Genomic DNA, 23,958 nt, shown 5'->3' with positions numbered 1-23,958 from the left:
CCGCTGTGACGCAAGTAGACGGTGTTCACGGTGAGATTGATGATGTCACCGTTTCACGTCGAAGTTGGGAGACTCACGTGTCGGCGCGATCAGCAAACGTCCGGCGTTTCGCGGCATCGGCCGCGGCGCTGTTGATGTGCGCGGCGTTGTCGACGACCGGGGGCGCGCCCGCCGCGAACGCGGCCGGCGCGCGGGAGATGCTCGCCAACGCCATCGCCAACACCCGAGGGTCCTATCTCGTCTACAACTTCGGCGGTGGCCATCCCGCCCCGATGCTCAACGCGGGCGGCGGCTGGTACGAGACCACCAGCGGCGGTCGTCTGATGATCATCAAGGCGGCGTCCACGCGGCTCGCGCCGCGTCTGCTCGTCGACTCACACAGGGGCTACCAAGCGCGTTGTGAACGCGATCCGCGCGCCCGCACCGGGGAGGGGTTGGTGCAGGCGTCGGAGATCTTCACTCCGCTGCAGGCCTGGCAGGCGCTCGGGCAGCCGACGATCGCGATCAACGCCAACTTCTTCGATGTGCGCGGCCAGCGAGGCGGTTCGTGGAAGTCGACCGGATGCAGTTCACCGTTGGGCGCCTACGTCGACAACACCCGCGGCCAGGGCAGAGCGAACGTCGCGGTGACCGGCACCGTGCCCTATGCGGGTAAGCAGGGGTTGTCCGGCGGCAACGAACACTGGAAAGCGTTGTCCACCATGATTATTCCGGTGGCCGGAGCGCCCTATGTGGTGCCGCCTGCCGGCCCCGACGATTACGACGCCGCGTCACCGGTGGTGCAGCGCCTGGTGGACGAGGGCGTGCGGTTCGTCGCGGTCGCCGGCATCGGCCTGCTCGCGCCCGGCGACACGGGTCAGCTCAACGACGGCGGGCCGAGCGCGGCGCGCACCGCACTGGCCTACGCCAAGGACAAGGACGAGATGTACGTCTTCCAGGGCGGGAGCTACACCCCCGACCAGATCCAGGACCTGTTCCGCGGGTTGGGTAGTGACACCGCGATCCTGCTCGACGGCGGCGGTTCGTCGTCGATCGTGCTGCGTCGCGACACCGGCGGCATGTGGACCGGGGCGGGCGTGCCCCGCGGATCGTGTGACACCCGGCAGGTGCTGTGCGATTCGCGCGAACGCGGGTTACCGAGTTGGCTTGCGTTCAACTAGGCCGCGGCGCTGTCGGACCCTTCCCCGGATGTGCCACCTTCGGCGTCGCCGGCGCCGGTGGTGCCGGCGGCCGGGGAGTCGTTGTCCGGCTTGGCATGTCGCGGTGACGATCCCGGGATCGCCCGGACCGGCTCGCCGTTGTCGGGCTTGGCGTGCTTGGGGCCGGACTTGGCGCCGGTGTTGGGGCTGAACTTGTTGCCCGGCTTGTAGCCCGTCTTCGACGTGTCAGCGTCCTTGTCGGCGCCGGTCTTGGTTTCTCCGGTCTTGGTTTCTCCGGTCCTGGTCTCGGTCGTCTTGCTCTCGGTGGTCTTGCTCTCGGTGGTCTCGGTGCCGCCGGTGTTGGTGGCGCCGGTCTTCGTCCCGGCGGACTCCGCCTGGTTCTCCGTGGCGTCGCCGTCCTCGTCGGCCTTCACGTCCTCGACCGTCGTCTTTTCCGTGACGATCGTCTGCTCCACAGGCGTCTGAGCGACGGTTTGGTTCGCCAGTTCGTTCTCGACGATGTCGTCTGCGGGCTCGCCTGCGACGACTTCCGCGACGACGCCGTCGCTGATCTCGTCGGTGGGCACCTGCTCGCCCTCCGACTCGTCGGTGACGAGGCTGAGCATCCGCGCACCGGAATCGGGCAGGTCCGTCGGCGACGGAAGTTCGCTCTCCTCCTGCGCGGCATCCGGCACGACATCCTCGATGGCCTGCTCCACGGCATCATCGACGAGGTTCGTCAACACACTGGTAGGCGTTGTGCCCCACAGGGATCCGCCGGTGAGGAACCGGAGCAGACTGGTCAGGACGTTCGGTGTGCCGATGGTCGGGTTGCCGCTGAAGAACTCCTTGAAGATGCCCTGGACCAACTGGGTGAAGATGACGCCCGGCACCTGGGCCCAGTCGACGCTCGGGAACGACATGAACGCCGTCGGGTCGCCGGCCTCGGTGAGGGTGCGCTCGTACCCACCCGTCTCAGGGTTGTAGTAGACGTCGGTGTAGCCGAGGTTCACCAGGCTGGTCAGCGCCGGGGCCAGTGCGTTGGCCACCATGCTGAACGGGTTGTAACGCGCGATCGCTCCGAGCGTGACGACGTTGAGCACGTCCGCGGCCAGATACAGCGGCTCGAGCAGCGGCAGGGTCGCCGAGCGCAGCGTGAGATAGAGGTTGACCGCGAGCGGATCGCCGCTTGCGATGCGCTCTGCGAGGTCGTCGAGCTGCGCCAGCTGCTCGGGGTCGAGTGTGACGCCGCGAAGCATGTAGGTCGGGAGCAGCCCCGCAAACAGGTTGTTGGCCAACGAGAACGGGTTCGGCCATGCGGCGAAGTCGCTCAGCATGTCGTACTGGACCGTCGCGTCGATCTTGATCGGGATCAGGTTCGCGCCACCCACGGAGAGCCCGGTGCCGGGTACCGGCAGGCCCCCGCTGTAGGAGGCTTCGGTTTCCGGCGTGACCGTCTTGATGCCCGCAAGCCCGAAGAGGGGATAGAAGCGGGCGAACATTCCGCCGTTGGCTCGGCCGGGATTGCGCAGCAGGATCATCGGGAGAATCGTGATACTGCCCAGGAGCGGATGCTCGTCGGCGTTCTCTCCGCCCGGTTGGTTCACTAGATCGGCGACGATTCGCTCGTAGGCCGCCCCGGCGGAGAAGGCGCCGAGGCCCATGCTCAGGACGACGGGCACCCGGACCTCGACGGCGTCGATGTCGGGGATGGGGATGTTGATCAGGTCCAACACGGGACCGAGGATGTCCAACTTGTTGAGGACATCGCCGAGCCTGACTTCCGCATCCAGGTACGGGGTGTTGTTGACCTCTTCGGCGATGGCGTTCGGCAGGCCCGGCACCCAGCCGAGGTCGACTCCCAGCAACTTGAGCATGGTGAAGAGCGGACCCGCGGTGATCACGTTAACCGGGCCGGGGAGGTTCGACAGGTTGAACGGATCGCTGAGGTCGAGGCCGAGTAGACCGGCCAAGCCGCCGAGCGTCTCGGGCAGCGAACCGGCCAGCAGTTCGCTGAGCTGCGCCTCCACGCCGGGTGTGAGTATCCCAAGGGGGTCGATGAGCGCGCCGACAACACCGTCCACATCAATCGGAATTGCGCCGATGACGTCTCCGAGCAAACCCGGCGGGATCTGGCCCAGCACCCCGCCGAGCAGGTTGTTGAGCACCGATTCGGGATCGGCGCCGGCCGCCTGCGCGAGCACGGCCAGGTTGAAGTTCTCGACCACCAGCCGGATCAGCACCTCGGCGGCCACCTGACCGAGGTCGTACACCGCCGGGCCGAGGCCGAACGTGAGGTCAGGGATCTCTTCCGGCCCGGGCCACTGATTCACCGCCGCGGCCAGGCTGACGTCGGTATCTACCACCGTTCTCGAGTCGTCATCCGGATCGGGCAGGGGTGCGGCACCGATGGTGAGCGCGGTGGCCGTCGCGGTGGCGGCACCTATCGCGGTGATCTTCTTGGAGCTCCGGCTGCGCCTGCGATGCTTGCCGTGTCTGCCAGCCACTGATCCGGTCCTTTCGAACGAAACAGCTATTTACGTGACCGTAACAGGCAGGCTCTCACGCTGGAACGATTTGAGCAAATCCCTTTGCTTGGTAAATAAGTGCACTTATTACGAGCCGGAGCCTACAAGCAGCGGAGTGGGCGTTCACCCGGCGAGGACGCTGCGCGCCGCCGCCGATGTTTGCCGTGCATACCCGCCACCGAACAGCACGACGTGGGCCAACAGCGGATAAAGCTGATGCAGTCCGACCCGTCCGCGCCATCCCCTGCGCAACGCCCGCACCGATTGGTAGCCCTCGATCACCTCGTCGAAGTAGGGACAGCCGAACAGGGCAAGCATCGCCAGATCGGTCTCGCGGTGACCTCCGTGGGCGGCGGGGTCGATCAGCACCACACCGTCCGGTGTCCACATCACGTTGCCGCTCCACAGATCGCCGTGCAGGCGGACGGGTGAATCGTCGTCGTCGAAATCGCCGTCTTCGCACATGGCCGTCACCGCGTCGACGGCCGCACTGCACTGCGCGTCCAGTCGGTCGGCCGCCGCGCGTGCCATCGGGGCCAGCCTCTCGCGTGCATAGAACGCGCCCCAGCGCCCGTGTCCGGTCAACGACATGGGCAGCGGGTCGTGCATCGGTCCGAAGAACCCGGGCCCTTCCCATCCGTCCGGCGGGGCTCCGAAAGCGGCGGCTCCCGCGTCGTGGGTGCGTGCGAGTCGGCACCCGAACTGCCGCGCCGCGGATCGGCTGGGGCCAATGCTGCGCAGCCGTTCCAGGGTGAGGCTGGTGTCGTCGTATCCGAGCACCGTGGCGCACGGCACTCCGCCGTCGGCGGCCGAAAGCCATTGCAGCCCAGCGGCTTCGCATGCAAAGAAACCCGCTGGCGCAGAGGTATTGTGCTTGACGAAATCCACGGGTCAGGGTTGACCGGACACCCGGCGCAACACGGCGTCGCGCACGCGGGTCGGCAATTTCGGAATCACGGCGACCTGCAATTTGGGCCCCAGACCCACCACATAACGCGCTCGCGGGCGGCGCGCGGCGAGCGCCTCCTCGACCACGGCGGAGACCTTCGCGGTCGGAACGGCCATTCGCTGGGCCGCCGGCACCATCTTCTTCATGCCCGCGATGTGCTCGGCGTACAGCGCGCGGTGCTCCGGGGAAAGGGCGGCCTCGGCTTCTTCCACCATGGTGTCGGCGGTACGCCACATGTCGGTGTCGGTCTGTGCCGGCTCGACAATGACAACCGGTATCCGCCACGGCCGCAATTCCATCCGCAACGCATCGGCCGCTGCTTCGAGCGCGAACTTGCTCGCGGCGTAGGCTCCGACCAACGGCATCGACAGCCTGCCGTTGACGCTGGAGATGAATGCGATCCGGCCACGGGATTCCCGCAGCCGCGGCAGTACCGCGCGAGTGACAGCCAGCTGACCGATCACGTTGATCTCCAACTGCTTTCGCCATTCATCGGACGTCACCGTCTCCATCGGGCCGCTGACCACCACACCGGCGTTGTTGACCACCGCGTCCAGTTGCGGAGGCAGGGCGTCGGCCAGGGCGGCGATGTGGCCGGCGTCGGTGACGTCGAGGAGTACCGGCGAGATCCGGTGTGGATTCGGCGCGGTGACCGCCTCGGCATCCGACTGCGTGCGGACACCGGCGAACACCTGCCATCCGCGGGCAGCCAGGTGCTCGGCGATCGCCCTGCCGATTCCCCGTGACGCACCGGTGACCAATACCGAAGGCATACGGCAAGACTAGCCTCGGCCCCGCCTGTCCCCGGCCCAGAACAGGACTCCGCTGAGCGCCACCAGTGCCGCGGCGAGCCCGATGATCGGCGCGACGGTGAAACGGGTCATCGTGGCGCCGACGACCGCCCCGGCGCACATCGTCAGAACCACGCTGTAGCGCAACTTCTCCCGTTCACCGGTGCCACCGGCCAACCGGCTGTCGAAACCGATCCGCACGATGGTCGTCGTCAACACCGTCGTCGACAACTCCTGGATGCCGAACTGCTGGGCGCTGGAGTTCTGGACGCCGAACGCCACGGCGAGGCCGGCGATGAGGAGCAGTTTCGTGTTCTCTTCATAGTCGAGCACGCCGATCCCGGCGAGCACCGACAGGACCGCGAGCAGGGCGACCTCGAACGTCATCGTGATCACCAGCCACCGTCGGACATCGGGGCCGAGGTGTCGGGTGAGCCGGCCGCTGACCACCGCGCCCGCGACGAAGCCGGCGAACGCGACCAGTGCGGCGGTGACGTCCACACCGGAATGCGGCACCAGCCAGAATCCCAGGAAGATCACGTTGCCGGTCATGTTGGCCACGAACACGTGGCCGAGCTTCAGCACGCTGACCGCGTCGACCAAGCCGGTCGCGAATGTCAGCAACAGCAGACAGGCGATCGTCAACCGTTGTGAGACAGGGGATTCGACCGCCACGCGTCAGCTTCCCGACTACAGCTGCGGTGTCAGATCCAGCGACGTGATGGTCGACATGTTTGTGATCAGCCACTTGCCATCGCGGCGATCCATCGTCAACCGGTAGGACAGGTAGCGAAGCGAAGGGATGTTCTTGCTCATCGGGCTGGTCGCCACCGAGTTGGTGTAGACGATCGCGGTGGCCTCGTCGGGGGTCAGGGTCTCCACCGCCGCGCCGAGCACCTGCGTGGTGTTGGTGACCTGCGCTTGTTTGTTCGTCGCGACGATCGCGTCGATGTACTTGCGGTACTCGTAGGCGAAGTCGCCACCGAGGAACGCCGCCGACCGGTCCGGCAACGTCTCCATGTTGTCCGGCGTGTAGGTCCACAGTGTGGAGATCGCACTGGCCGCGGTGCGAGCCACGTCGAGTTTGGTGTCGATCTCGGCTCGCTCCGACAGGTAGGGCTGCAGGGTCGACGCGGCGAACGCGGCAGCACCGACGAACAGCACGGCGGCCGCCGCCATCGCCGCGACGAGCCGCTTGCCTGCTGGCCGGTGGGGTACGAATCGCACTTCCTGCGGCACGACGGCGGACTCGTCCGTGGGGTCGGCCTCGACGGCCTCGGCTTCGGCCTCTTCGGGTTCCGAGGCGGCTGCGTCCTGCGCCGCGGCGTCGACGGTGTCGTCGTCGGCCTCCTCGACGCGCGTCCTGCCCTGGCGTTTCGCCTTGCCGACCGGCCGAGGCGCGGGCGTATCCGCTGCGGGTGCCGCCTCCGGTGTCTCCGCCGTGGCGGAATCCGGGGCGGCTTCCGTCGATTCCTTCTGCCGACGCCGAAGGAAGGACCACCGACGCCGGCTCGGCGCCGGGGTGGATTCCGCAGAGGGTCCGGTGGTCAGATCACCTGGATCAGCTGGCTGATCTTCCACTGCTGTCCCTCCTTGATAGCCGTTGCTATCCAACGACTTCCACTCTCGACTGTCGATTTGCCGTCCGGCCCTTTGGTGGAGACCTTGGTCGCGACCAGGACGTCGGCGCTGCCGTTGTCGTTCCACCGCTGCACACCCGCGGCCAGCACGGCTCCACTGGTGGGCTCCGCCTGCGCGACCTGGATCAGGATTTCGTTCTGCTTCTCCTTGAACATCTTCGCGAAATCACCCGTCCCCTGCGCCAGGATGCGATCCACATAGGCGTTGGCGTTGAAGGGGTCCAACGACGTGTAGTCGGTCATGAACTCGCTGACGTACACCAGCGCGGCGTGGTCATTGGCGACCGTGCGGCGATTCTTCTCGTGGCTGACCAACATCAGCGATCCCGCCGCGATCGCGGCCGCCATCAGAAGTGACGCCGCGGCGGCGATGATCGGAAGCCCCCAGCGGCGCGGTGGCTCCGGTTCCACCTCGAAGAAGTACCGCTCATCGGCGTCGACTCTGCGCCGCGGACTCATCGGCCCTGCGCAGTCATCTGCGGCCGCTTGAGCACGGTGAGATTGGCGACGCGCCACTGGCCGTCACCGGATTTGGCGAACTCGGCCTGCACGGTGGCGGTGATGAACTTCAACTCATTGGGGTTATCGCCCCGCTGGCCCTGCAGCGCCAGCAGCATCTCCGCGGTGTCCGGCGTCGCTTCGAGCACCGCGCTGCTGACCGCCCAGTACTCGTTGGAGCTGACACCCGCGCTCTGTCCGGCCTTCTGCTGCTCGATCAACTGCTGCCGGTAACCGTCGGTGGCCAGCGACTGTGCCCGCGCGAAATCCTCCTGCATGGTGTCGCTCTTGAAGCTCAGCATCTGCTCGACGATCCGCGGGCCCTGTTCGGCGATCTGCTGTCTGGTCTGCTCGACCGCGCGCTCGTGCCGGTACACCACCCAGTAGTTCACTGCGACGGCCGCCGCGCAGGCCACCGTGGCGGCAATCAGCACGACAGCGGTGAGCTTGCGGACGTTGCGCTCCGGCGGCGGCACCGGACGCACCTCGGTGCGCAGCAGAAGGTCGGCGAAGGTGCGGCGGCGCCGATCCCACAGCGGCCACAGCCACCCGATGAACAATGCTGCGGTATCGAGCAGGTGTGCGACGTCGCGCAGCAGCAACCGCCACACTCCCGGCGGCGAACCGTCGCGCTTCCTGACCGCGATACCGAAAACGGCACGCCCCAGCGAGAAACCCACGACGGTCGGCAGCACGAGGCGATTGACCGCCATCGCCAGCACGACCACCCCGATCGCCACCAGATATCCCCACCACAGCGGACTGCGCAGCGGCGCGGTCAGCGACACCAGCGCCAGCGTCGAGACCACCGCGAGCCCGACCAGGACGTCGACGGCGAAGGCGCCGACCCGAGCCGACCAGGGCGCGGCCGGCTCGTCGACGGCCACGTCGGTGCCCGTCGAGTCCGGAGGCGCTTCGATCAGGGATGTCACGAGGTGACCTGGTCGAGTTTGGCGATCTTGTAGGAGCCCTCGTCGTCGGGCGCCATCTTCACCCGCAGGCGATATCCCTGCTCCTGATCGGCGATGTCGGAGTTGGTCACCTTGACCCGCACCGCGACCAGGACGTCGAACGTTCCGTCGTCGTTGTGCTTCTCCACGGCGGCACGCATGTCCGATACCTGCACCTGGACCTGAGCCGCCTGATAGGCCTCGGCCAGCACGCCGGCGTACAGCGAGGACTGCACGGCGAAGTCGCCGGTCGAGCAATCGATGATCTTGGTCTGCGCCGCGGTCATGGCGGCGGTGTCGGGCGCGTGCGTCGCGGCCACACAATCCTTCGCCGCCTGCAGTGCCGCCGCTTCGGCGCGCTCGCTGGCCGCGACCCGTTGGTCATTTTTGAAGAGCAGGAATCCCGCGACACCCCCGGCGACGGCGAGCGCGAGCAGCGCCGCGCAGATACTGACAGCCAGGCCGCGACCGATCCGCGACGGTCGGCGGGGATCGGCCGAAACCTGTTCTTCTGTGGTGTCCGGATCCTCGGCGGGCGCTGGGCCTGGGGATACTGCTAACGACTCGTCGGGCGTCTCATCAGCATCGGTGGGGTTCAGCTGGCGGGTGCCAGCATCTCCTTCCATCCGTCGTCTCCTGGGTTACTCGAGTTGCTGACGTTGTATTTCACGCCGTCGGGTCCGACCACCTGGCCGCTGCTCGGGCTGTACACCGCCGTGGAGCCGGGTGGCCCTGGTGCCGGAGTGTAGATGCAGGGGTTGGGTTGTTGTCCACTGCAGGTCACGCTGCCCTGTCCGGGCGGGCTCAGCGGATCGCTGACCGGCGCCGTCGAGTTCGGCGGCGGCAGGTCGCTCGCGGGTGCAGGATTCATCCCGCTGTTGACCGACGGCGCCTGGATGACGCCGCGGCCCGGGTTGACGCCCTGATCGCAGCGCGCGCCAGGGGCCGGGCAGGACAGGATCTGGTTTGGGTCGCCGTACCACGGGTTGGTGCCCAGCGGAACGTACGGCTCATCGCTGCGGCACTCCATCGGCGTCGCCGCCCGCTTGCCCGGGACGTCGACGCAGGGATAGTTGCGGGCGCCGCGAACGACGTTGCCCTGGTAGTCCTTCGGGATCTTGCAGTAGGTGCCCCGCGGCAGCGGCGCCATGCTGGTGTCGGCCGGCGAGCGCCACTCGGACGCGGGCAGGAAGCCGGTCAGACATGGCGGCGGCTGGTTGAGTGCACCTAACGCGAGCGGCAGTTGGCCGTAGCCCTCAAACAACGTGCCCGCTTGCGCCACCGCCGCGCCCTGCGGTAAGAGAACTAGCGACTGCTCGAGGCCCTTGTTGTAGCGCTTGAGCATGTCGGTGACGATCGCGAGGTTCGCTAGCGTCTGCGGCAACGACTCGCGCACCCCGCCGAACACTGCGTTGAGCTGGTCGGCTGTCGGAGCGGCCTGCTGGAGGCCGCTCCGCAGCGCCGCATCCTGCTCGGCCGACTGCGCGGCGATCACGTTCAGGTTGCGCGACCACTGCTCGATGTTGTCGCCGGACTGCACCTGGCTGTCCAGGATCGGGCCTGCGTTGACGATGATGTCGTTGACCTGCGGCAGATGGTCCTTGAAGCCCTGCGCGATGTTGGTCGTCGAATCCACCAGCCGTTGCAGCGCCGGGCCCAGCCCGCCGACCGCCTGTGACGTCTCGGTGAGCAGCGCGTCGATCTTCTCCTTGGGCAGCACCGCCAGACCCCTGTTCGCGGCGTCCAGCGCCGGGCCGACCTCGCTGGGCACGGTGCTCTCGGTGATCGTCGAACCCGGCGACAGGTACTGGTCCGCGTCGCCCGTCGACACCAGGTCCAGATACTGCTCGCCGATCGCCGACACCGAGTGCACGTTCGCCGTCGCGTCGGCGGGAATCTTGTAGCGGTCATCGATGCTCATCACCGCGAGCGCGCCCCGCTGGGTCGGCTCGACCGAGGTGACCTTGCCGATCTGCGTGCCGCGGTAGGTGACGTTGGCCGTCGCGTACAGACCGCCCGAGCGGGGGAGTTCGGCCTTCAACTCGTACTGGCCGATACCGACGAGGCTCGGGATGCGCAGGTAGTACCACCCCAGCACCACCAGCGCGACGATCGTCAGGATGGTGAACAGCACCAGCTGGATCCTGATGAACCTGGTCAGCACAGCTCACTCACCCCTTTCCACCAGCGGGCCGTTCGGTGCGTTGTGCGCGTTCGGCACGAACCGCACATCCGGGATCATCGTCGCCGGGTCGCGACCCCACGCCTGCTCCAGCGCGCGCAGCATCCCGGAAAGGCCCGTGCCCGTCAGTACTGCATTGTCGAGCGACGAAAGTGTCAAGTCCACCATCAGTGACGCGTTGAGGTAGTCGCCGCGGATCACCTTCGGCACGTTCTCAATCGAGAACGGCGCGGTGAGCATGAGCTTGAGGGCGCCGATCAGGTACGGCGACGCCCGCCCGAGCTGCTTGAGCGGCCGCTGCAGGTTCTGCAGGTTGGTGTGCAGATTGTCGCTGGCCGGCGCCAACGCGTTGTCTGCGGCCCGGCTGATCCGGCCGACGGCCTCCACCGCGTCGGCGAACAGATCGCGCGTCTCCGCGAAATGCTTGATCAGCGGCGGGAACTCGGTCAACACCCGGTCCAGCGTGTTGTTGCGCTCCGCGACGATCGTGAGTAGCCGGTCGGTGGAATCGATTGCGCGCGTGATGTCCTGGCGCTGCTGGTTCAATTCGGCGGTGAACGTGTCCAGCTTGTTGAAAAACTCGCGGATCTCATCGGCCCGGCCGTTGAGCACGTTGAAGATCTCGGTCTGGATGACCTCGAGGTTCTGCACCCCGCCGCCCTGCAGGATGGTGGCGATGCTCGCCAGCACCCGCTCGGTGCTCGGGTAGGCCGACGAGTTCGCGAGCGGGATCGTGTCACCGCTTTGCAGCGGCTCCGGCGACGGGTTCGGCGGCGGCTCCAGCTCCACATGCTGTGAACCCAACAAGCTGGTCTGGCCGATGCGGGCTAGGGCGTTCCTGGGCAGTTCGATGTCGGGCTGCAGATCCAGCGTCAGCGTCGCGACCCAGTTCTTCAGCTCGATGGCGCGCACCCGGCCGACATAGACGTCGGCGACCCGCACCCGGCTGTTCACGTTGAGCGCCAAGGTGTCCGGCATCTGCACATAGATCGTCGTCGCGTTCGGCCCCGTGCCCGGACCGCCCGGCAACGGCACGTTCGCGATGCCCTTCCAGTTACCGCAGGAACTCAGCACGAGCGCGACCGCGCCCAGCGCGACGGCTCGCTGCGCGAACCTGCTCCACCTACGAACGCTCATCACCGACCTGCCTCTGCTGGTAGCGGCGGCCCTGCCGGGGCGGGCGCGGCCGGAGCGGGCCCCGGTCCCGGGCCGGGAGCCGGCAGCGGGCCGGCCATCGCCGCTCCGCCCGGATCGCCCGGGATCACACCCGGCGCCGGCGGCGGCGGCGGGCCCGGCTGCGGGTACCACGGCGGCGGCAGCGGGTTGTTCTGGTCGAAGGCATTCGGCGGACCGGGCAGATTGCCGTTGCGCGTCGTGCCGAACGCCGGCGGTGCCGCGGGGACCACACAGTTGGGTCCGCCCAACAGTTCCGCCAGGCACTCCGGGGTCATCATGTTCGCCGTGAACGGTTGCACGTCGACACCCTGCATACCCGGCGCGGCGACCCAGCCCGGTTCGTGGTTGCCGTGCGAGAACAAGGTGTCGCGTGACCAGATGCCCGGCACGGTCGTGTCCTTGTAGCCCGGCGGCGGCTGCAGCCGCGGCTCGGAGTAGGCGATCTGCTTGGGCAGCGTCATCGCCGAGCTGAACTGGTTGATCCCGAACGGCGGGAAGTTGAACTTGATCGCGTCCAGGATCGGCGCTAGGTACTGCGCGCACATCTCGGCCGACTCCTGATAACCCAGCCGGCTGCCCGCCTGGATTGCACTGCACACAAACTGCAGCGGATTGGCGAAGTTGTTTATGACGGCGTAGCTGTTTATGCCACCGGTGACCGGAGAAGCAATATTCACGAGATTCGCGCCGAGATTCGGGAACACGTGTAGGGCGGTCTCCAGACCGTTGCGCGGCTCTGGTTGCAGGATCGCGGTGGTCGCTTCGGCCAGGTTGTTGACGTCGGTGGTGAGCACCTCGGCGTTCTCGTCGAGGAACCCGCGGGTGGTCGTCAACAGCTGGTTGAGGTCCTGCAGTGCGTTCGCGACCTCGCGGTCGGTGTTGGTGAACGCGTTGGTGAACTCGGCGAGATCGTCGTTCAGCGCGACGAACTGCTGATCGCTCTGGTGCAGCGCGTTGACGAACAGCGCCAGGCTTTTCACCACGCTGAAGAAGTCGTCGCGGCCCTCGTTGAGCGCGAACAGTGCCTCCGACAGGTTGTTCAACGTCTCGTTGAGCTGCTTGCCCTTGCCCGCGAAGCCGTCGGCCGCGGATTCGATGATGTCGCCGAACGGGCCCATGGGCTGCTCCGGCGTCGGCCCCAGATCGGTCAGGATCCGGTTGATCGAGTCACGCAGCTCGTCGTACTCGACCGGCACCTGCGTACGCTCCAGCGGGATGACCGCACCGTCCTCCATCACCGGCCCGCCGGTGTACGGCGGCGACAGCTGGATGGTGCGCGACGCCACCAGGCTCGGGTTCAGGATCGACGCGGTGGCGTTGGCGGGCACCTTGTACTTGTTCTCGTAGTGGAAGGTGACCTTCATCTTGTCGCCGGCCGGTTCGATCGCGTCGATCGAGCCGACCTTCACCCCCATGATCTGCACCTTGTCGCCGGGATACAGCGCCAGCGTGTCGGTGAAATAGGCGACGACGGTGTTGGTGGTCAGCTTCTTGTACAGGTTGTACCCGACGAAGGCGGCCACCAACGCCAGCACCACGACCAGCGCGCCGATGATGACGGTCACCCGGGAAACCTTGGGCAACTTCAGGTTTCGGATGTTGAAGATCGTTGTCATCGATCAGCCCCCCTGTCCCTGAGAGAGTGGCGGCAGGAACGGTGGGTTCCCCGGCAGCGGTGGCGTGTTGGCGGGTGGCAGCTGCTGACCGGGGCCCGGGACCGCCGGCGCGGGCAACGCCGGTGGCAACGGTGCGATGCCCGGCGTGAAATCCGGCGGCAGCGGCGGTTGCGGCCCGACCGGCACTGTGCGCGCTCCTGGCGGGGCCGGCGGCAGCGGCATGTCCGCACCCGGCACCGGCGGCGAGATCTGACCCGGAATCGCCGCGGCCGGCACGCCCGGAGACGGCTGCGGGCCGTGCACATTCGGGTCAGAGGTCGCCACATTGGGTGGCCCGTACGCGGGACCGCCGAACGGCCCCACGGACAGATCCGCGCAGGGCAGCGGGTCGCCTGGTGTCGGCAGACCGTCGGCCGGCGGCGTGTACGAGCACGGTGAGCCCTTCAGCACACCGGGTCCCGGGTTCTCGGGGGTGCCTTCGAGCACGGCCGGTCCCGGCGGCGGGGCGCCGTTCTCGAAGCCCTGCGCGTTCGGGTCCGGGAACCGCCAGGCGGGCAGGCCCGCGTCGCGCCAGAACTTCTGCGGGTCGATACCGCGCTTCTTGAAGGCGGCGTCCACGAACGGCTGCAGGATCTGGCCCGGCAGCAGGTTGACCAGCATGACCTTGAAGTACGGGCCCGAAGCGACCGCTTCACCGAGCGACGCCACGAAGCTTGCGACCGTGGTCAGGGTGTCCATCAGGTCGTACTTGCGGTCGACCAGCACGCCGCTGACCACGCGGAGTTGTTCGAGCACCCGGTTGAGGTTCGGGTTGTCGTCGATCAAGCCCTTGACCTGTTCGGAGAACGAGCCGACGCGCTCGAGCAGCATGCTCACCGCGTACTGGCGCTCATTGATCGCGCCGAGCAAGGTCTGGGCGTTGACCAGCAATTGGTTGATCTGTTCACTGCGGCTGCCCAGGATGCCCGCGATTTTGTTGGCGTTGCTCAGCAGCTTCTTGATGTCCTCGTCGCGCTTGCCGATGGTGTCGGAGAACCGGGCCACCCCGTCGAGCGCGGCGCTCAGGTGTGGATAGGTCTGGTCGATGGTCTCCGAGAGCACGTTCAGCGAACGCTTCACGGTCTGGGTGTCCCAATCCGAGGCGGCCTTCGTCACGTCGAAGAACGCGTCGTAGATCTGGTACGGCGTCGTCGTCTGGCCGAGTGGCAGAACGCCGTTCGCGCGCAACGGTTCCGAACCGCGTGGCTCGATCTCCATGGTGCGGCGTCCGAGAATGGTGTCGGTGCGGATGGCGGCGCGGCTGTCGGTGCCGATCTGCGTCCCGCCAAGCCCGAAGCCGATCTTGACCTTGTCGCCCTCGATCTCCATGCTGCGCACATCGCCGACGTCCACGCCAGCGATGCGCACCTTGTCGCCCGTGCCGATGCCACCGGTGTCAGAGAAGTACGCATAGTAGGTGGGCGATGCGAAAAGCATCGGGACACTGGCGAAGCTCTGTCCCACGCCGATGACGATGATCAGGATGATGATTCCCATCAACCCGCCACGGACCCGGTTCGACCCTTCGAGCGTCCTCATTGCGGTGTGCACCTACCCGACGGCTGACTGAAGAGTTTGACGGTCCGGACCGGCCCACCCGGCTGAAGGCCGTTGAGCCGCAAGGAGATATCGCAGGCGTAGAAGTTGAAGAAGTCGCCGTAGATACCGCCGGCCCTGCCGATGATCTTGAACGCGGTGGGCAGCCTGGTGAGCAAGTCGTTGAGCTCGTCCTTCTGATCGATCAGCGGTTGCTGGATGACCTCGAGATGTCCGACGGTGCTCTGCAGCAGCGGCCGGTTGTCGGCGAGCAGGTCGGCGACCGTGCCCGCCGCGTCGCTGATATCCCCGACCGAGGTGGCGATCGGATCCGCGCGGTTCTTCAAGCCGGTGATCAGCTTCTCGAAATCCTGCACGGTCTGGTCGAACTCGGCCTGATGCTTGACCGTGGTGTCCAGCACGGTGTTCAGGTTGCGGATCACCTCGCCGATCGCCTGGTCGCGGTCGGCCAGCGCCGATGTGAGCGAGGCGGTCTGGTCCAGGATGTCGTTGATCGTGCCGCCCTGGCCCTGGAAGACCGTGATGATCGACTCGGCGATGGTGTTGACCTTCTCCGGGTCCAGCGCGCGGAACACCGGCCGGAAGCCGCCGATCAGCGCGTCGAGATCCAGTGCGGGCTGGGTCTGCTCGAGCGGGATCGTTGCGCCGCTGGGCAGCCGCTTGTCGCTGTCACCCCGCTTGAGTTCCAGATAGCGGTCGCCGATGAGGTTCAGGTACCGCACCGAGGCGGTGGTGCCCTCGAACATCGGCAGCGATCGGTCGACATTGAATTCGACCTTCGCCTGCGATCCGCCGTTGACCAACTCGACGCTGTCAACCTTGCCGACCTCGACGCCCGACGCGCGGACGAACTGGCCGGCGCGTAGCCCGCTGGCGCTCGAGAAGATCGCCGAGTAGCTGGTGGTGCGGTCGAAGCGCACCTGTCCGAACACCACCACGATGATCGCGGTGAAGAGCAACAGCACCAGTGAGAAGGCGCCGAGCTTGATTGCGGTACCGGTGATTTTCATGGGTTGATCGTGTTCTCCCCGATTTGGCGACCCCAGACGTATTCGATCAGGATCGGTTGGCCCAACTCGAAGTGGTTGTACGGCGCGATCGAAACACCCGTGTCCGCCACAAGATACGGCGCGGGATACAGGTCGCGCGTGATCGGCTGCCAGCAGCCCGGCCGGCCCTCGGGGCCACCGCGCGCGTTCACCCGCGGCAGGTTGTCCGGATACACATAGGGGTTACCGGCGCCTTCAATGGTGGACAGGGTCTGCAGCGAATACCCGTTGCCGCCAAGGGATGCAGCGACTTTTGGCTCCACGTCGTGAAAATTTCGAATGGTGCAGAACAGCGCAGGGCTGTACTCGTCGAGCGTCTTCGATGTCGTCAGAAGGTCTTCGGTGCCGCGAATCAGGTACGGCGCACTGCGCTCGAAGATGTCCGCACCGGTGTTGCCGAATCCGACGGCTGCCATCAGGGCCTGGTCGATGTTGCCCTGCTGCTCGTTGAGCGTGCGGGCGGTGGTGACGGCGTTCTCCAGTCCGTCGAACAGGTCGGGCGCCGCGTCGGCGTACACCTCGCCGAGGTCGGCCAGCAGCCGGTTGTCCCGCGCGAGTTCGGGCATCCTGGCGTTGACGTCGGTGAGGATCTCGTTGCCGTTGATGATCGACTGGCCGAAGCGATCGCCCAGCCCGTCGAGCGCCTCCGCCGTTGCGCTCAGAGTCTGGTTCAGCTTGATCGGGTCGACCTGCTCGGAGAGCGACACGACCGTTTCGAACAAGGTGTTGAACTCCGTTGTCACCGTGGTCACGTCGATCACGTCCGACGACGTGATGCGTTGCGGTGTCGGGTTTTCCGGTGACGAGAAGTTGATGTACTTGTTGCCGAAGACGGTGGTCGCATCGATGCTGGCATCGACGTTCTTCGGGATCAGCTCGAGGTACTTCGGATCCACGTCGAGGAGGATCTTGGCCCTCGGCTCACCGCCGACGTTGACCGCTTCCACGTCCGCCACCCGGCCGATCTCGACGCCGTTGTAGGTGACCTTGGCGCCGGGATCCATGGACAGGCCCGACCGCGCGGAGATGATCGTCAGCTGTTCGCGCGGCAGGAAGTCGCCGCGGAACTGCATGTACACCAGCACCAGCCCGACGACTGCCAGCAGGCTCAGCACCAAACCGGCCAGCTTGTACGGCGGGGTGCGGGGATTGTTCAGTGGGGCGGTCATGGCGCTACACCGTCAGGTTGAAGTTCGGGTCGACGCCGTAGAGCGCCAACGAGGCGAACAGGACCACGCAGACGATCGCCACCAGCGAGGCGCGCATCGAGCGACCGACGGCCTCGCCGACGCCGACCGGGCCGCCGCTGGCGAAGTAGCCGTAGTAGCAGTGGTTGAGCATCACGATGACCGAGATGATCACTGCCTGGATGAACGACCAGAAGACGTCGTCGGGACGCAGGAACGTTCGGAAGTAGTGCTCGTAGGTGCCGATCGACTGGCCGTAGAAGAACGTGGTGGTCACCTGTGCGGACAGGAAGCTCATGATGATCGCCATCGCGTACAGCGGGATGATCACGATGAAGCCCGCCATGATCCGGGTCGACACCAGGTACGAGATCGACTTGATGCCCATCACCTCGAGCGCGTCGATCTCCTCGCTGATGCGCATGGCGCCCAGCTCGGCGGTGGCGCCCGCGCCGACGGTGGCGGCCAGCGCCTGACCCGCGACGACCGGAGCGGCGATGCGCACATTGATCAGCGCGGCGAAGAAGCCGGTGAACGCCTCGACACCGATGTTGCCGAGCGAGGCGAAGCCCTGGATCGCGACCAGCGACGAACCGGACAGTGTCACGAAGCCGACGATGGCGACCGTGCCGCCGATCACGGCCATCGCGCCCGTGCCCATGCCGATCTCGGCGATCAGGCGCAGTGTCTCCTTGCGGTAGTAGCGCAGTGCGTGGCCGATCGACCCGACAGAGGTGATGACGAACCACGCGACGTGCCCGACGCTGTCTAGGAACCGTGCGGGTGCGCTGGCCACACCTTTGGTGCGCTCGTACGCCCGCGGAAACCGAGAACGCAGGACCGTTGTCGTCGACACGTCAGCTCCCTGTTCCGAACCGGACACCGATCGTGGTCAGGACCACGTTGACCGCGAACAGCGCGATGACGCAGAGCACCAGGGTCTCGTTGACCGCGGTGCCGACGCCCTTCGCGCCGCCGGCGACGGTCAGGCCGCGGTAGCAGCCGACCAGGCCGGCGATCAGGCCGAACGTCATGGCTTTGATGATCGAGATGACGACCTCGGGCAGTCCGGTGATCAGGGTCAGCGTCGAGACGTACGCGCCTGCCGATACGTTCTGCAGGTATACGCCGAAGATGAAGCCACCGACGAGGCCGACCGTGATCACCGCGCCGTTGAGCAGCAGCGCGACGAAGGTGGAGGCGACGACGCGGGGCACCACCAGGCGGTGGATCGGGTCGATGCCGAGGACCTCGAGCGCGTCGATCTCCTCGCGGATGGTGCGTGCTCCCAGGTCTGCGCAGATGGCGGTCGAGCCCGCGCCGGCGACCACGAGCACCGTGACCAATGGCCCGAGCTGCGTGACGGCGCCGATGGCCGCCCCCGCACCGGAGACGTCGGCGGCGCCGAACTCGGCCAGCAGGATGTTGAGCGTGAAGATCAGGAGCACGGTCAGCGGGATGGAGACCGCCAGCGTCGGCAGGAACGCCACCCGCATCAGAAACCAGCTCTGCAGGATGAACTCGCGCCACTGGAACGGCGGCCTGAGCAGTGCTTTACCGACGAGAACGCACATGCGCACGAAGCCGCCGACCGCTTCCAGGCCGGGTCTGACCTGATCGCGTACGTAACCGACAACGCCGGTCGACGCCGTCACCAGTGTGCTCCCGTGGCGCAACGGCGACTGTCGCGGTGCACCGGCAGCCCCTGTCGCACGACCCCTCCTTGCCCCGACCTGATTGTTGTTATCCCCGTCTCGCTACCGGTCGGTAGTAAGACAGACCACAGGAATGTACCCGATGCGATTCCCGCCGTGCAGGGCATCGGCCGGATTGTGCCTGTAACCGTTAGCAAACCCGATTCCGTTCTCTAATTCGGCTGTGGCGCAGCAGAAACCGTACCTTCGGAGCTGCTTTCAGCGGCGTCAACCGGCTTCGCGGCCCCAAACCGTGCGCGGAGTTCGGTTTTCAGGACTTTGCCGGCGGGGTTGCGCGGCAACGCATCAACGACCTCGACGGCCTTCGGGTGCTTGTACCGGGCGAGGCGCTCGTCGAGGAACGTGTCGAGCTCGCGCAGGTCGAGATGGGTCTGCTCGGCCGCGCTGAGAGCGGCATCCAGCGCGACAACGGCCACGGGGACCTCGCCCCACTTCTCATCCGGGCGGCCGATGACGGCGACCTCCGCGATCGCGGGGTGCGCGGCGAGCGCGTTCTCCACCTCGGCACAGTAGATGTTCTCTCCGCCCGAGATGATCATGTCCTTCTTGCGGTCGACCACCCAGACATAGCCCTCCTCGTCCTGACGGACGAGATCGCCGGAGTGGAACCAGCCGCCGGCGAACGCTTCCGCGGTGGCCTGGGGATTGTTCCAGTAGCCGGCCATGAGAGTCGGTGCACGATAGACGATCTCGCCGACCTGACCGACCGGAACATCGTTCATGTCCTCGTCGACGACACGCGCCGCCACCGTCGGGATCACCTTGCCGACCGATCCGAGTTTGCGGATCGCATCCTCACCCAACAGCATGCAGGTCACCGGCGACATCTCCGTCTGGCCGAACGCGGCCAGGATCTGCGTGCCGGGGAAGGTCTCGGCCATCTGGCGCAGCAGGGTGTCCGACGCCGGCGCGGCGCCCCAGGACAGCACCCGCAGCCGCAGCTGACGGGGCCGTGCCCGCTGGGCGGCGCACACCGCCTGCCACTGTGCGGGCACCAAAAAGATCCCGGTCACCTGCTCGGCTTCGAGGACGTCGAGCAGCTCGTCCGGGTTGAACGCGCCCAACGGGTAGATGACCGTCGGTCTGCCCAGCAGCAGGCCCGGGATCATGTTGCCGATGCCGGCGATGTGGAACATCGGCACGCCGATGAACCCGACGTCGTGGTTGATGTCGGCGCCGTTGGTGAACAGGAACGTCAGCGCCTGCCCGGCGATGTTGGTGTGGGTGAGCACCGCGCCCTTGGGCCGACCCGTGGTGCCGGAGGTGTACATGATCAGCGCCGGGGAGTCGTTGGGGATGTCGACGACCGGCGCCGGCGCACCGGACTCGGCGATCAGGTCGTCGTAGCCGATCACGTCGTTCTCGGTGGCGCCGCCGGCGACGATGACGGTGGTCAGCGTCGAGTCGATGTCTCGCACCGCGGTGGCGACGTTGGCCAACACCGCCTCGGTGATGACGACCTTGGCCTGGCAGTCACCGACCAGGAACGCGATCTCGGGCGGGGTCATGCGGAAGTTGACCGGAACCGCGACCGCGCCGAGCTTGTTGACCGCCAGGAAGGCCTCGACGTACTCGGTGCGGTTGAGCATCAGGATCAGCACCCGGTCACCGAAGCTCACCCCGCGGCGACTCAACGCGCCGGCCAGCGCGTTCACCCGCTCGTCGAGCTCACGCCAGGTCGTGGTCTTGCCGAGGTGGCGCAGCGCGGTGGCGTCCGGCTGCATCAACGCGTGGCGGGCCAGCTGATTCGTCCAGTTCTGCCTGCGAGCGAGGTACGGCTGCGTGGTGGGGTCGGGGTCCGGCGGCGGGAGGGAACTCAACTGCTGCTTGCTCCAGATCTCGGGGTTGCGCGCGTTTGACATTTGATCAAACATGGTGTTGCCCCGGTCACACTATGGCCTCGGCCGCTCGGGTACAAGCCCTCGTCAACCATGGCCAGATCGCACCGGAGAACACAGTGAACGCACCGACCGCACGGCCCACGAGGCCGCGGCGGAGGGTACGGCGTGAACAACTGTCCGACGAGGTCGCGGCGCGTCTGCGTGCCGACATCATGACCGGCGTGCTGCGGCCGGGCACCTTCATCAGGCTCGATGAGACCGCCGCCGCGCTCGGGGTGAGCATCACCCCGGTACGCGAGGCGCTGCGCACGCTGCGGGGCGAAGGCATGGTTGCGCTCGAACCGCACCGCGGTCACGTGGTGGTGCCGCTGTCACGTTCCGACGTCGAGGACATTTTTTGGCTGCAGGCGACCATCGCGCGGGAGCTGGCGGCCACGGCCGCAGAGCGCATCACCATCGACGAGATCGACGAGTTGGACCGGCTCAACGACGAGTTGGAGCTGGCGGTCGCGCGCCACGACGTCGAGGAGATCGCCGCCGCGGAGTTCGTCTTCCACCGTGCCTTCAACCGGGCGACCGGCCGGATCAAGCTGGCCTGGTTTCTTCTCCACGTCGCGCGCTATCTGCCCGGAAAGATCTACGCGGGCGATCCGCAGTGGGGAGTTTCGGCGGTGGCGACCCACCGCGAGCTCACTGCGGCGCTACGCCGACGCGACGTCGATACCGTCGTCGCGCTGACCGCCGGCGAGTTCACCGACGGGGCCCAGCGGCTGATCGCGCGGCTCGACGAGACGGGGTTGTGGAGCTGAGGCTTCCGCCCCCTGGCGCCGGGCACCCGTCCGTTAATACGGCCCGCTGCCCACCACTTCGTCGAGCTGCTGCCCACCACTTCATCCAGTGCCCGGCTATCAGCGAATAATTCGCTGCCAGCGAGTTTTTCGCTGTGAGGTGGGCACCTTCGCGAATGGTCGGTGGCGCAAACGCCCGTGACTGCCTGGGGATGATGTGACGCGGTGGACGGAAACTGTCGGTCGCCCGCGGCACATTCGTGGCCATGACCAGGAAACGGCACATCTACGGCGTCGAACTGCGGTACGTGCTGACGTTCTATCTGTCCCAGCACGGCCCGACGACCATCACGGACCTGATCGACGCGATCGACTACTACAACTTCGCGCTACCCGGACCGGCTCCCAAGTGGATCTCCGATGCCTTGCGCTGGGAGATTGCCCACGGCCGGGTGCGGCGGCTGCGGCGCGGACTCTACGGACCGGGCCACACGCCGCGCTCGACCGCGGACCGGATTCGCAAACGAGTGATGGATCTGCGGGCGGAAGCCGACATGCTCGCCGGCCGCGACTTCGAGAAGTGGCTGGATGCGCTGCCCGATTGACGAACCGGCCCTACGTGGAGGCCAGCTGTTCGGCGCGGGCCTTGAGGTTGTCGGCCAGGTAGTCCAGCGTGTCCCCGATCGCCTTCTTCACCATCGGCTTCGGAATGGGCAGCTTGGTCTCGACGTCGAGGTCGACGGTCAGCAGCGATGTCGCCCCGAGGGCTACGACCGAGAACTTCTGCTCCTGCTTCTCGAAGTGATCGCCCTGCTGCAGGACGGTGAAGATCTGGTTCTCGCCCGGGTAGTAGACCGCGGTGATGAAGGTGCCCGCCTGTCCCTGCACGACGACGTCGAGGCGCAACTGGCTGGGCCGGCCGTCGTTGTACCGGGCCAGCACCCAGCACCCTTTGATCTCTTCGTTCCACTGGGGGTAGGCCTCGAAGTCGGCGACGATTCCCATGATCGCGTCGGCGGAGGCCGCCACCTCGACGGTTTTGCTCACGAGCGGCATCCGACGAGCATATCTACTACGCCTGATGGTCCACGCGCGCCGATTCCAGCAGCTCGCGGATCGGCCCCGGGATCGGTACCGGCCGCCGATTTTCCCGGTCGACATAGACATGGACCCAGTGCCCCACCGCGGCGGTCGGGCCGTCGTGCTGCCAGAGCCCCAACCGGTAGGTGACGCTGCTGGTGCCCAGACGACTGACCGCAAGGCCGACCGTGAGCGGTTCGGGGAACCGCAGCTCCGCCAGATATCGGCACCCCGATTCGGCGACCACACCCAACCACGGCACGGTCAGCGGGTCGATCCCGACGCTGGTGTTGATCCAGCCGTTGATCGCCGAGTCGAACAACGCGTAGTACACCGCGTTGTTGAGATGCCCGAACATGTCGTTGTCGGCCCACCTGGTGGTCACCGGCCAGTGCACCGGAAAGTCGGCACCGGTGTGCGCCTGTTCGGCCATGCCACCAGTCTTGCAGGGCCGCTACTTGCAGGGTGCGCTCGCAAACGCATCCCTATTCCTGGACGAGATCGGTTCGTGTCGCACGTCCCATGGCCAGGGGGTGGACGATCGCCGGCATGGCGCGCCAGACGGCGTGTTGGGCCGACACCGTGAAGCCGCAGGCGCGTAGGTGCCCGACGGTGTCGCGGTTGCAACGGCAGCCACCGGCGAAGTGACGCCACGGTTCGGCGAGTCTGTCCTGGCACGCGGCCAGAAATCGCGAGCTTGCGCGCACGTGCTCGATGAACAGCAGCTGCCCGTCGGGCCGGAGCACGCGTGCAATCTCGCGCAACACACGCTCAGGCTCGTCGACCGTGCACAGGGCGAGCGTGGAGACGACGGTGTGCACCGACGCGTCGGCGAATGGTAGGTGCTCTGCTTTGGCGTCGACAACCCTTGTGGCAGAACCGTGCCGGCGTATACGACGCGAGAGCTTCCTGCGCATCCCCGGCTCGGGTTCGGTGAGCACCAGCTCGGTGACCGCCGCCGGATAGTGCGCAACGTTCAGTCCGGTTCCGGCGCCGATCTCGACGACGCGGCCGTAGGCATCGGCCAGCAGCGCGGCGCGCCTGCGACGCATGCCTGCGGTCTCACCCAGCCACAGCAAGGGGTCGTACGCCAGAGCGAAGATCCGCAGCCACGCGGCGGATTGCGGCTTTCCGCGGAGTTCGCTGCTCGACTGGATATCGGCGACTTCGGTCATGGCGCAAACGTAGGAGTGGGAACGTCACGCACGCATCGCCCGATGCGGCCATCTTCTG

General features: G+C 66.8%; 23 protein-coding genes. 3 read left to right on the top strand and 20 right to left on the bottom strand.

The genetic code is table 11. The features are described from left to right. Positions 1-134: 134 nt before the first annotated feature. Positions 135-1,160: a phosphodiester glycosidase family protein gene (locus tag RMCN_RS09045; RefSeq protein WP_201028817.1), complete on the top strand. Its 1,026-nt coding sequence runs from the start codon at positions 135-137 to the stop codon at positions 1,158-1,160. Here RMCN_RS09045 and RMCN_RS09040 read toward each other — a convergent pair. From RMCN_RS09040 to fadD5, 17 genes are all read right to left on the bottom strand, one after another. Beyond that, on the bottom strand, positions 1,157-3,646 hold the full coding sequence (locus RMCN_RS09040) for an alpha/beta hydrolase family protein (protein WP_067388507.1): 2,490 nt from the start codon (positions 3,644-3,646) through the stop codon (positions 1,157-1,159). The two genes, RMCN_RS09045 and RMCN_RS09040, sit on opposite strands and share 4 nt — an antisense overlap. A 144-nt stretch (positions 3,647-3,790) precedes the next feature. After that, positions 3,791-4,555: a fructosamine kinase family protein gene (locus RMCN_RS09035; protein WP_067388505.1), complete on the bottom strand. Its 765-nt coding sequence runs from the start codon at positions 4,553-4,555 to the stop codon at positions 3,791-3,793. A 3-nt stretch (positions 4,556-4,558) separates the two neighbouring features. Then, positions 4,559-5,389 carry an SDR family NAD(P)-dependent oxidoreductase gene (locus tag RMCN_RS09030; RefSeq protein WP_067388503.1) on the bottom strand — a complete coding sequence of 277 codons (831 nt, stop codon included), beginning with the start codon at positions 5,387-5,389 and terminating at the stop codon, positions 4,559-4,561. A gap of 9 nt (positions 5,390-5,398) precedes the next feature. Next, the gene (locus tag RMCN_RS09025) at positions 5,399-6,082 is read right to left on the bottom strand and encodes a YoaK family protein (protein ID WP_067388501.1); all 684 of its coding nucleotides are present in this window, start codon (positions 6,080-6,082) and stop codon (positions 5,399-5,401) included. A 15-nt stretch (positions 6,083-6,097) separates the two neighbouring features. Beyond that, a complete protein-coding gene (locus RMCN_RS09020) occupies positions 6,098-6,988 on the bottom strand; it encodes a mammalian cell entry protein (RefSeq protein WP_067388499.1) in 891 nt (296 codons plus the stop codon). Further along, on the bottom strand, positions 6,955-7,506 hold the full coding sequence (locus RMCN_RS09015; protein ID WP_067388496.1) for an Rv1363c family protein: 552 nt from the start codon (positions 7,504-7,506) through the stop codon (positions 6,955-6,957). The genes RMCN_RS09020 and RMCN_RS09015 overlap by 34 nt, the downstream gene beginning before the upstream one ends. Then, positions 7,503-8,477, bottom strand: a complete 975-nt coding sequence (locus tag RMCN_RS09010) for an RDD family protein (RefSeq protein WP_067388494.1) — start codon at positions 8,475-8,477, stop codon at positions 7,503-7,505. Before RMCN_RS09010 ends, RMCN_RS09015 begins: the two co-directional genes overlap by 4 nt. Further along, positions 8,474-9,121 carry an Rv1363c family protein gene (locus RMCN_RS09005; protein ID WP_067388492.1) on the bottom strand — a complete coding sequence of 216 codons (648 nt, stop codon included), beginning with the start codon at positions 9,119-9,121 and terminating at the stop codon, positions 8,474-8,476. Before RMCN_RS09005 ends, RMCN_RS09010 begins: the two co-directional genes overlap by 4 nt. Continuing rightward, positions 9,091-10,659 carry a virulence factor Mce family protein gene (locus tag RMCN_RS09000; protein WP_067080307.1) on the bottom strand — a complete coding sequence of 523 codons (1,569 nt, stop codon included), beginning with the start codon at positions 10,657-10,659 and terminating at the stop codon, positions 9,091-9,093. The genes RMCN_RS09005 and RMCN_RS09000 overlap by 31 nt, the downstream gene beginning before the upstream one ends. 3 nt (positions 10,660-10,662) lie before the next feature. Beyond that, positions 10,663-11,814, bottom strand: coding sequence for an MCE family protein (locus RMCN_RS08995; RefSeq protein ID WP_067080309.1), 1,152 nt, complete (start codon positions 11,812-11,814; stop codon positions 10,663-10,665). Continuing rightward, positions 11,814-13,469, bottom strand: coding sequence for a virulence factor Mce family protein (locus tag RMCN_RS08990; protein WP_067080312.1), 1,656 nt, complete (start codon positions 13,467-13,469; stop codon positions 11,814-11,816). The genes RMCN_RS08995 and RMCN_RS08990 overlap by 1 nt, the downstream gene beginning before the upstream one ends. 3 nt (positions 13,470-13,472) lie before the next feature. Continuing rightward, positions 13,473-15,047, bottom strand: a complete 1,575-nt coding sequence (locus tag RMCN_RS08985; protein WP_067225413.1) for an MCE family protein — start codon at positions 15,045-15,047, stop codon at positions 13,473-13,475. Beyond that, entirely contained in the window at positions 15,044-16,075 is a 1,032-nt protein-coding gene (locus RMCN_RS08980) for a virulence factor Mce family protein (RefSeq protein ID WP_067388490.1), read from the bottom strand. Before RMCN_RS08980 ends, RMCN_RS08985 begins: the two co-directional genes overlap by 4 nt. After that, a complete protein-coding gene (locus tag RMCN_RS08975; protein ID WP_067388488.1) occupies positions 16,072-17,283 on the bottom strand; it encodes an MCE family protein in 1,212 nt (403 codons plus the stop codon). Before RMCN_RS08975 ends, RMCN_RS08980 begins: the two co-directional genes overlap by 4 nt. A gap of 4 nt (positions 17,284-17,287) precedes the next feature. Continuing rightward, positions 17,288-18,157, bottom strand: coding sequence for an MlaE family ABC transporter permease (locus RMCN_RS08970; RefSeq protein ID WP_067388487.1), 870 nt, complete (start codon positions 18,155-18,157; stop codon positions 17,288-17,290). Between the two features lies 1 nt (position 18,158). Then, the gene (locus tag RMCN_RS08965; protein ID WP_067294127.1) at positions 18,159-18,956 is read right to left on the bottom strand and encodes an MlaE family ABC transporter permease; all 798 of its coding nucleotides are present in this window, start codon (positions 18,954-18,956) and stop codon (positions 18,159-18,161) included. 212 nt (positions 18,957-19,168) lie between these two features. After that, positions 19,169-20,740, bottom strand: a complete 1,572-nt coding sequence (gene fadD5 / locus RMCN_RS08960; protein WP_409366047.1) for a fatty-acid--CoA ligase FadD5 — start codon at positions 20,738-20,740, stop codon at positions 19,169-19,171. A gap of 233 nt (positions 20,741-20,973) precedes the next feature. On the opposite strand from fadD5, the gene RMCN_RS08955 reads away from it, so the two are divergent. Then, positions 20,974-21,666, top strand: a complete 693-nt coding sequence (locus RMCN_RS08955) for a GntR family transcriptional regulator (RefSeq protein ID WP_234787620.1) — start codon at positions 20,974-20,976, stop codon at positions 21,664-21,666. A 245-nt stretch (positions 21,667-21,911) separates the two neighbouring features. Next, positions 21,912-22,250, top strand: coding sequence for a hypothetical protein (locus RMCN_RS08950; protein ID WP_067388485.1), 339 nt, complete (start codon positions 21,912-21,914; stop codon positions 22,248-22,250). Between the two features lie 10 nt (positions 22,251-22,260). Here the strand turns inward: RMCN_RS08950 and RMCN_RS08945 are convergent, their stop codons facing one another. From RMCN_RS08945 to RMCN_RS08935, 3 genes are read right to left on the bottom strand one after another with little or no spacing between them, the layout of a single operon-like run. Next, the gene (locus RMCN_RS08945; protein WP_064413040.1) at positions 22,261-22,701 is read right to left on the bottom strand and encodes an SRPBCC family protein; all 441 of its coding nucleotides are present in this window, start codon (positions 22,699-22,701) and stop codon (positions 22,261-22,263) included. Between the two features lie 16 nt (positions 22,702-22,717). Beyond that, positions 22,718-23,158, bottom strand: a complete 441-nt coding sequence (locus tag RMCN_RS08940) for an acyl-CoA thioesterase (RefSeq protein WP_067388483.1) — start codon at positions 23,156-23,158, stop codon at positions 22,718-22,720. A 52-nt stretch (positions 23,159-23,210) separates the two neighbouring features. Then, the gene (locus RMCN_RS08935) at positions 23,211-23,900 is read right to left on the bottom strand and encodes a class I SAM-dependent methyltransferase (RefSeq protein WP_067388482.1); all 690 of its coding nucleotides are present in this window, start codon (positions 23,898-23,900) and stop codon (positions 23,211-23,213) included. Between the last annotated feature and the right edge of the window lie 58 nt (positions 23,901-23,958).

The organism is Mycolicibacterium novocastrense (assembly GCF_001570485.1).
Taxonomy (GTDB): Bacteria; Actinomycetota; Actinomycetes; order Mycobacteriales; family Mycobacteriaceae; genus Mycobacterium; species Mycobacterium novocastrense.
The sequence above is the reverse complement of the archived record's forward strand: the minus strand, read 5'-3'. Positions and strand labels throughout refer to the sequence as shown.